The organism is Microcoleus vaginatus FACHB-2002 (genome assembly GCF_040004035.1).
Classification (GTDB): Bacteria; Cyanobacteriota; Cyanobacteriia; order Cyanobacteriales; family Microcoleaceae; genus Microcoleus; species Microcoleus vaginatus_C.
The window spans coordinates 1-8,023 of record NZ_JAMPLN010000078.1 but is presented as its reverse complement, the minus strand read 5'-3'; the positions used below and the strand labels follow the sequence as shown (position 1 = coordinate 8,023).

Genomic DNA, 8,023 nt, shown 5'->3' with positions numbered 1-8,023 from the left:
GTATTCTTTTCCCTCGGGAGATATTTTTGTCAATAAGCAGAAATTTTTTGGTGGGGTCGATCGCACGCAAACGTTAGCCTGTAAAGCTTCGGGGGCGCTTGTCGCCCCCTGAAGTCCCATCGACTTGTACAGCCCTGCCAGACTGTTCAAACTCATAGCCGTATCGGGATGGTCGGCTCCGAGCTGCTGCTCGTAAATAGAGAGCGCTCGCACTAACAAGGGTTCCGCCTCCGCGTACCGTCCCGTTGCACGGTATAGCTCTGCCAGATTGTTCAAACTCTGAGCAGTATGGGGATGGTCGGTTCCTAGCTGCTGCTCCCAGATGGCGAGCGATCGCACTAATAACGGTTCCGCCTCCGCGTACCGTCCCGTTGCATAGTACAGATTTGCCAGATTGTTCAAACTCATAGCCGTGTGGGGATGCTCGGCTCCGAGCTGCTGCTCTGTGATGGCGAGCGATCGTACGAACAAGGGTTCCGCCTCCGAGTAGCGTCTCATTGCACAGTATAGCTCTGCCAGATTGTTCAAAGTCGGAGCGGTATTGGGATGGTCGGCTCCTAGCTGCTGCTCGTAAATAGAGAGCGATCGCACTAATAACGGTTCCGCCTCCGCGTAGCGACCCATTGCATAGTACAGGGCTGCGAGATTGTTCAAACTCATAGCCGTCTGGGGATGGTCAACTCCGAACTGTTGCTCCCAGATCGAGAGCGATCGCACTAACAAGGGTTCCGCCTCCGGGTAGCGTTCCATTGCACGGTATAGGTCTGCCAGATTGTTCAAACTGGTTGCCGTACCGGGATGGTCGGCTCCGCAGCGTTGCTGTGTCATCTGGAGGCAAGCTTTGAACCACTTCTCCGCCTCTACCCAAGAACTCTGTCCCTGAGCAACCCACCGTAAGCTCGTAAAAGACCACACAGCATCATTATCTTCCAGCAAATGCGACCATTGCTCCGCCACCAGATCCAAATGGGGCAGCGCCTCCTTCACCCGTTCCTGCACCTCCAGCGTCACCGGATATGAAATCGTCTTTGCCACCGCTGTCAGCGCCACCGCAAAACTTCTCCGCAAATTCTCAGCATCGGCGCGTCCCTGCAATTTGGCCGCAAAAAACTCCCGAATCAAAGCATGAAGTTGATAGCGTGGCTGCACCAGCCCAGATTGACCCGAATCTGAGGTTTCATCCTCCACCAACGACAGCAAACTCTGTTCCAGCAGTTCGTCATCCCAACAATCCTCCAACTCCTCCTCATCCCAATCCGGCAAACACTCGGCTACCAACTCCCAAGGAATCGGAGCCAGAGCAAACACGCTCAGCAGACACCCCAGCGTCCGCGCCGGAGGTTTCAATTCCGCCCAACTCAACTCAAAGGCTGCCGCCACTCCGCGCCTAGCCGTCATCCCAGCTTCCGCCTCCTGCAATGCCCGCGCCTCCAATCGCTGACTCTGCAACCGTTGCAGCATTTCTGCCAAGGACAGCGCCCGCTTGCGTCGCAGATAGCGCCCTACCAGTTCAATGCCCAAAGGCAAATAATCCAACCACTGACAAAGCGCTTCAGCATCTTCAAGCTGGGCATCAATCCGTCCCAGCCCGTTTCCCGGCAAATCCCCAGCCGTCAGCCGCAGCAATTTTAGCGCCGCCTCTGGTTTCAACACTTTTAACGGCAAACACCCCACAGGCGACGGCACAAATTGTCGCGCTGTCAGCAACACTTTAAAGCGGGGATTTCTCGGCAGCAACGACTGCACCGCGGGGTAATCGTTGACATCATCCAATACCAGCAGAGCATTGCCAGAGGTTTGTTTTGCCCACTCTTCGTAGCAAAACTGCAACCGTTCCTCCAGATTGTCGAGAGTATCCGGCGGCTGAATTCCCATTCGCAGCGCTTTCTGCAACACCTGCCGTGCTAAATCGTTGTCCCGGACAAACAGCCACCAAATCCCTGCTGGATAGGTGTTGTGTTCGCGGTGAAAATTTGCATACTGCCATGCCAATTCTGTCTTGCCGATGCCGCCCATTCCCGACGCAGCGGCAATGGCAACGCGGCTCCCATCCTGCAACAATCCGTGCAACTGCTGCATCTCTTCATCCCGTCCGACAAAGTTTTTTGAACCGAGTTCGGAGGGAATATCGTATAGTTGGTAAAAACTTGTTAAACCTGGATTAGGTGTATTTCGCTCCAGGTCTAGGACTTTTTTGGTAGTGCCTTAGCCCACTCCTGAAACGTTGGGAAATGCCGCTGGAAAAAATTCTCTGTATCCAATTCAGCCTCGTAGGAAATTCCCACAAACGGCGGAATGCTTGAGATTACGCCTTTAAGTTTCGCGGCTGCTGTCGGTCCCGGTTGGTTCAGCCTGTCCCGAATCTCCTGCAAAATCTGAAGCACTTCATCTGAATACTGTCCCTGCACTTCAATTTGCCCAACTTCTTCGACAATCTCGGCAACAATAATCTCAGCCTCATGTTCGGGAATTTCTTCTGTTTTCGTTTGCCGATCGAGAACCTGCCAATACTCCTCTTCCTGCTCCCGAATTTCCTTGCGTAGCTCTCGAATTTGCTGTTTAATTCGGATTTTTTCTTCTTGCGGTGCTAAATTTAGAGCCTTCTGCTTGCCGCCTAATTGCTCTTGCAGATCTTCCAAGTTCTCTTGTATATCAGACAGACGATTAATTGGCATTAATATAACTCCGGCAAACTGAACAACTCCTGACTCTAGTCTACAGCCGGAAAATTCCAATATACGCAAGTATCGTGTAAAAAGTGCTAACGCAAGAGCCGTCGTTTACGCACAATCAGTTTACTGTTCCAAAATCTCGACTAAATCTTCGATCGCAATATCGAACGCACGAGCCATCTTGTCCAAAGCCGTGTAGTCAACAGTTGCCATACCTGGAGAACTGGCATAGGTGGCGATCGTAGTGTATGGAATACCCGTTCTGTTGGAGACTTCCCTAAGAGTCCAACCCTTCTCTTGAGCAAGTTCTCGAACTCGCAGTCTAATTCGTCCCATTCCGCCCTTGACAATTACGACTACTCGTAATTTAATGAATATACAATTAATAGCGATCGCCCTCGGACCTGAGAAATCTAGAGCGATCGCCTTTCCTTTACCACCCACAAAAGTGGGCAGAACAAATCTATGATACCAAAACAATCGACATATCGCGATCGACTTCAACCTTGGTGCATAATTCGCCACCTCCCCAACTGTCAGCGGTTAACAGTCGCCCGTTTCAGCCGCCGCCCCGATGCCGAATCTTACCTCAAAGCACTGCGCCGCTTAATGCCCGCAGTCCCGCATACAATTGTTTTCGTAAATGCGCTGTCTGTCTTAGATGAAAACAGCGTTCCAATTCCGATGCAATTGTCGATCGAAGTTTAATTGTTGAAAAGTGCGATCGCCCTTCCACAAATAGGAATTATTCTATTTGGCAGGAAGTGCGATCGCCCCTAATTTTCCCAAAACAACATTGCTAAACTATAAATAGAGTTGAGTCAAGGAGTCACATCAATGCCATCTCCCTTTCCTGGTATGGACCCGTATTTAGAGCATCCTGACTTTTGGCCTGGGATACATAACTTGCTGATTAGTGAAATTGCCAGATTTTTATCTCCCCAACTGCGGCCTAAATATCGAGTCGCGGTAGAAGTGCGAATGTATGAAACCAGCGGGGAAAGTTCTGTGAGTGTTGGTATTCCAGATATAACGGTACAGCCTTTGGCAAACGCCAGCAGTCCTTCAATGCCGAATGTGGCTGTTTTATTACCCCCAACACAACCAGTGACTGTGACAATTCCTGTTCCTGAGATTATCAAAGAAGCTTATTTAGAAATTAAACAGGTGGAAACCAGAGAAGTAATAACAGCGATTGAAATTCTTTCACCCACTAATAAGCGTTCTGGTAAAGGACGGCAGATGTATGAAGAAAAACGCCAACAGATACTAAGTACCCGCACTCATTTAATTGAAATTGATTTACTGCGAAATGGGGAACCCATGCCAATTGTTGGCAATAACATTGAGAGTCACTATCGCATTTTGGTGTGTCGCGGCAACCGCCGTCCTCGCGGTGATTTATATGCTTTTAATATTCAGAATGTAATTCCTTCTTTCCCGTTGCCTTTGCTTTCAGAAGATCCTGAGCCTGTTGTTGATTTGGAAATGCTGTTCAATGGAATATATGATATTGCAGGTTACGATATGGAGATAGATTATAATAGGCAATCAGTACCGCCCCTCTCGGAAACAGATGCAGCTTGGGCAGATGCTTTGTTGCGCGATCGAGGATTGCGAGATTGATTTGGTATCAAACACTTGTACACCGCTGTTGTCTAACTCATCACGAGCGTCCGATGAATTAATTTTAATTTCCAAGAAACTTTTAGAGTGAACTTCACGCTCTATGAATGTTTGTTAGAATAGTGTTCTGTGAGGTTGTTATGCAGTCGCCTATATGTCACGGCTGAATCAAGTTTTGTTCGGACTTACGGTAGCGGGCAATTAACCAGCGATGTTTAAGGGAAGGATACAACAACATAGCTGCAAGAGGCAGTCCTGATCCCCCCAACGTTAGCAAAGTATAGAGATTTATAAAGCCGACTACAAATCCCATACCTAAAGCAATTCCCAGCACAGTGCTTAGTGCTGACAGCGTTAACACAAAGCGATCGAGTGTGATTTCTCTCAAAAAGTCACGATCCAGAAGATGAATAACAATTATATCCACCCAAACTCCAAACGCCGCTCCAAGGATTGCACCTGAGAAGGCGCCAAAAATCAGCCCGAAAAAGGCACCAGAGAAACCTTGAGTCACCTGTATCGCCAGTCCTATAAAAGTTAAGCCTATACCGCCCCCTATCCAACTCCATGCTTTAATTCCAAGGTTTGCTCCTGTCCCCCAAATAGTTGCTACTGTGGCAACAGCTAGAGCAATAATTCCTATAGCTGGTTGAGACCAACCTAAACTACCGATGACTATAGTTGTTATTACCGTTGAAAATATGAACAATACTGCCATGCTTTTGTAGGGAGGTTTCTTAACATCAATTGGCAAAGGTGCTGTCTGAACCTTGATAGTTACATCATGTGTTTCTGGCGAGGCATTTGTATGTAAAAGAAGATGACGCTCGTAATGTTTATCTGCTGCAAGGAGGGAAGTATCTATGGTAATTTCACATTTTACTAAATTCTCCTTAAAACTAGCAGGTGAGAAGGAAATCCAAGCATGGGAATCAGGAGTATGTGGCGGATCTTGAAGATGAGGAGCTACTTCCCAACTTCCCTCTAGCAAAGTGTCAGGCATTAAGTTGCGAAAGTGAATTTTTTGTGTAAGTTTTTCACCTAACCGAGTTGCTTGGAAAACCAGAGAATTTGTATTTAAGCTGACTTCTGGTACTCGAAAGACATACAACGATTTAAGGTCTTCCAAAGCTGTAACAGCATTTGGATAGCGATCTCTTAGCCTCGGTTGCACCATCTTTTCCAACCAGCTAACAAATCGTAAACTTAGCTGTGGGATTAGCTGACTGAACCGAATAAGATAGGGGTCATCCTCGTCCGTTAAGTCCTGAAGTGCTGTCGAGGGGGTACCTGTAAGCAAACAAATCAAGGTTGCTCCCAACCCATATAAGTCAGAGGCTTCTGTAGGTTTCCGTAGCTGTTCGGGGGGAATAAAACCGGGCGTTCCCTTGAAAACGCTACTGCCAGATACTTCCTGACTGCCAATTCGCGCAAACCCAAAATCGATCAGATAAACCCTGAGTAGATCGTCCACCAGTATATTTTCTGGTTTAATATCTCGATGGATGACGGGCGGAATTCGATTTTGCAAATAAACTAAAATCTCTAGCACGGATACAGCAATTTGCTTAATTTCTTCGGGTTCAAAACTGCGTAACACTCCTAAAGATGGTGCATCGATATACTCCTGCACCATACAGAAACCATCCGACGTGGAAAACCCTCCTAAGTAGCGAGGAATACCAGGATGGTTGAGTCCTTGCAAAACCTGAATCTCTCGTTGATGAACACTAAAAGCTGACCAGTCAGAACCAGATTGAGCAAAACAAAACTGCTTGACAACAACTTGCTGTTTTATATCAGTAGTATCAATAGTTGAGGCAAGCCAGGTAATTCGTCCCCCTTCTCGGTTACGCCCTAGTTCGCGGATCACGTCATATCCATGGTAAGATAAGTCAGGATAATTGTTCATCAGTCTCTCCTAAATAATCAAAATACTATTTATTCCTGAATGGTATTGGAATAAGTAACATAACTCTAATTATTTGCGGGCGATTCCTCTGTCGGCTTCCTAATAACTTAATGGTTGATATTAACCACAAATAGCTTTCAACCGCTACTTATAGAAATCGTCACCTCAAGCGCGGCCATAAATAATCTAATGAATAGAGTCTAAAATCTGCACTTCATAAACGGTTTGATTCGGGGACCAAAACTGTCAACTGTCAACTGCTATAACAGCTAAACATCTTGACTTTGCATCAACCGCTGCTTCAAACGCGCCGGATCTCCCCGATCGACAACTTGGCCCTTTTCCAACAAAAAAGCCCCATCGCAGTAATTCAACTCATCCAAACGGTGAGTCACCCACAAAGCCGTAATCCCGCGATTTTTCACCAACCGCTGCACCGCCGCCACCAAATCCAACTGAGAATCAGGATCTAACAAAGCCGTCGGTTCATCCAACAGCAAAATTTCGCAGTGACGGGCGATCGCCCCAGCAAGAGCAATTCGCTGCTTCTGGCCCCCACTCAAAGCATAAATCGGCCGCCGCTGCAAATCCAGCAAATTCACAGCCTCCAAAGCCTCCGCCACCCTCGCCCGCACCTGAACGTTAGAAAGCTTTTCCTCCACCAAACCAAAAGCCACATCCGCACCAACCGTCGGCATTACCAATTGGTGATCCGGGTTTTGGAACACAAAACCCACCCGCCCGCCGAGGTCAATTTCCCCCGACTGGGGGTGCAGCAGCCCAGCCATCAGCCTCAACAGCGTAGACTTGCCACTGCCGTTAGTGCCCAAAAGCATCCAAAACTCGCCCTTGGGTACATCCAGAGAGCAACCTTGCAACACTCGATCGCCCGACGGCCAGCAAAAACCCAAATCCCGCACAGCAACGGCTGACTGGCTCATATCGGCACCAACACCCCCAGCCCTCATTCTGCTGTCATCGAGACAAAACCAGGGGATCTGCCTGTAGATGACGCCCCCGATTTCTGAGAAACCACCACCCCAGAAATCTCGCTGCTGAGTACAGCCACCTTTTTCTCAGGATTTTTCTCGCAGGTGAGTTCCAAAATTTGCGGTTGGGAGTTGCGAATCGCCGCCAGTACCTGCTGGTAAACAGTCTCAGCGTCCTCCTCCAACTTCCGCTGCACCGACAGCGAGACGGGCGTATTCTTCACAATGATGTCAATGCTGAACATATAGTCTTAAAAACCTAAGTTTGGAGCTCTATCCTCAGTATATATATAGGACTTACCCAAAGAAACGCAGTTTCTTAGAAAAATAAGAGGTTGAGGCCGATATATCTACGAAGCCACCGGGCTTCTGACGCAAAGCGCAAAGACTCCTATATAGTAGAAGTTTCCAAATGCAGGGCAAAGATTTCGGGGACTTTGAGGGCTTCGGGGATTTCGCACAAGCCAAAAGTCAAGAGCCAAAAGTTTTTTAAGAAAAACTTGCTCTTGTAAAGAATTACCTCTATAATCGTCAATACGGTAAAGAAAAGTAAAGTCTGTTCATAATCCAACTTGTTTTCTGCTAAGCAGAGGCAACGGTGGAAGACTCATGACTAGAGACAGATCCGTTGTAATTATATCCATTTGGAGATTTGCGTAAATGACAATCGCAGTCGGACGCGCCCAGACCGAAAGAGGCATATTTGATGTCCTCGACGACTGGCTCAAACGCGATCGCTTCGTCTTCGTAGGCTGGTCTGGCATCCTGCTATTCCCCTGCGCCTACCTAGCCATCGGTGGCTGGTTAACAGGCACCACCTTCGT

Annotated in this window: 9 protein-coding genes and 1 pseudogene; 3 read left to right on the top strand and 7 right to left on the bottom strand. The window is 47.9% G+C overall.

The features are described from left to right. The 3 genes from NDI35_RS29460 to NDI35_RS29450 all read right to left on the bottom strand — a co-directional run. Positions 1-2,079: tetratricopeptide repeat protein (locus tag NDI35_RS29460; RefSeq protein ID WP_445315794.1), on the bottom strand; the 2,079-nt coding region annotated here is incomplete at its 3' end. Between the two features lie 104 nt (positions 2,080-2,183). Beyond that, the gene (locus NDI35_RS29455; protein WP_445315793.1) at positions 2,184-2,675 is read right to left on the bottom strand and encodes a hypothetical protein; all 492 of its coding nucleotides are present in this window, start codon (positions 2,673-2,675) and stop codon (positions 2,184-2,186) included. A gap of 120 nt (positions 2,676-2,795) precedes the next feature. After that, on the bottom strand, positions 2,796-3,008 hold the full coding sequence (locus NDI35_RS29450) for a helix-turn-helix domain-containing protein (RefSeq protein WP_172192515.1): 213 nt from the start codon (positions 3,006-3,008) through the stop codon (positions 2,796-2,798). A gap of 129 nt (positions 3,009-3,137) precedes the next feature. Here NDI35_RS29450 and NDI35_RS29445 point away from each other — a divergent pair, with 129 nt between their 5' ends. Further along, entirely contained in the window at positions 3,138-3,380 is a 243-nt protein-coding gene (locus tag NDI35_RS29445; RefSeq protein WP_445315792.1) for a hypothetical protein, read from the top strand. A 129-nt stretch (positions 3,381-3,509) separates the two neighbouring features. Next, positions 3,510-4,298: a DUF4058 family protein gene (locus NDI35_RS29440; protein WP_445315791.1), complete on the top strand. Its 789-nt coding sequence runs from the start codon at positions 3,510-3,512 to the stop codon at positions 4,296-4,298. A 157-nt stretch (positions 4,299-4,455) separates the two neighbouring features. Here the strand turns inward: NDI35_RS29440 and NDI35_RS29435 are convergent, their stop codons facing one another. The 4 genes from NDI35_RS29435 to NDI35_RS29420 form a co-directional block, all read right to left on the bottom strand. Beyond that, entirely contained in the window at positions 4,456-6,210 is a 1,755-nt protein-coding gene (locus tag NDI35_RS29435) for a protein kinase domain-containing protein (protein ID WP_445315790.1), read from the bottom strand. A 269-nt stretch (positions 6,211-6,479) separates the two neighbouring features. Continuing rightward, positions 6,480-7,151 carry an energy-coupling factor ABC transporter ATP-binding protein gene (locus tag NDI35_RS29430; protein ID WP_445315789.1) on the bottom strand — a complete coding sequence of 224 codons (672 nt, stop codon included), beginning with the start codon at positions 7,149-7,151 and terminating at the stop codon, positions 6,480-6,482. Positions 7,152-7,174: 23 nt separating this feature from the next. Further along, a complete protein-coding gene (locus NDI35_RS29425; protein ID WP_190663726.1) occupies positions 7,175-7,444 on the bottom strand; it encodes a UPF0367 protein family in 270 nt (89 codons plus the stop codon). 146 nt (positions 7,445-7,590) lie between these two features. Further along, complete coding sequence (locus NDI35_RS29420) at positions 7,591-7,770, bottom strand: hypothetical protein (protein WP_445315788.1); 180 nt, start codon at positions 7,768-7,770, stop codon at positions 7,591-7,593. 89 nt (positions 7,771-7,859) lie between these two features. Here NDI35_RS29420 and NDI35_RS29415 point away from each other — a divergent pair. Then, a pseudogene (locus tag NDI35_RS29415) lies at positions 7,860-8,023 on the top strand (photosystem II D2 protein (photosystem q(a) protein)); the annotation flags it as partial.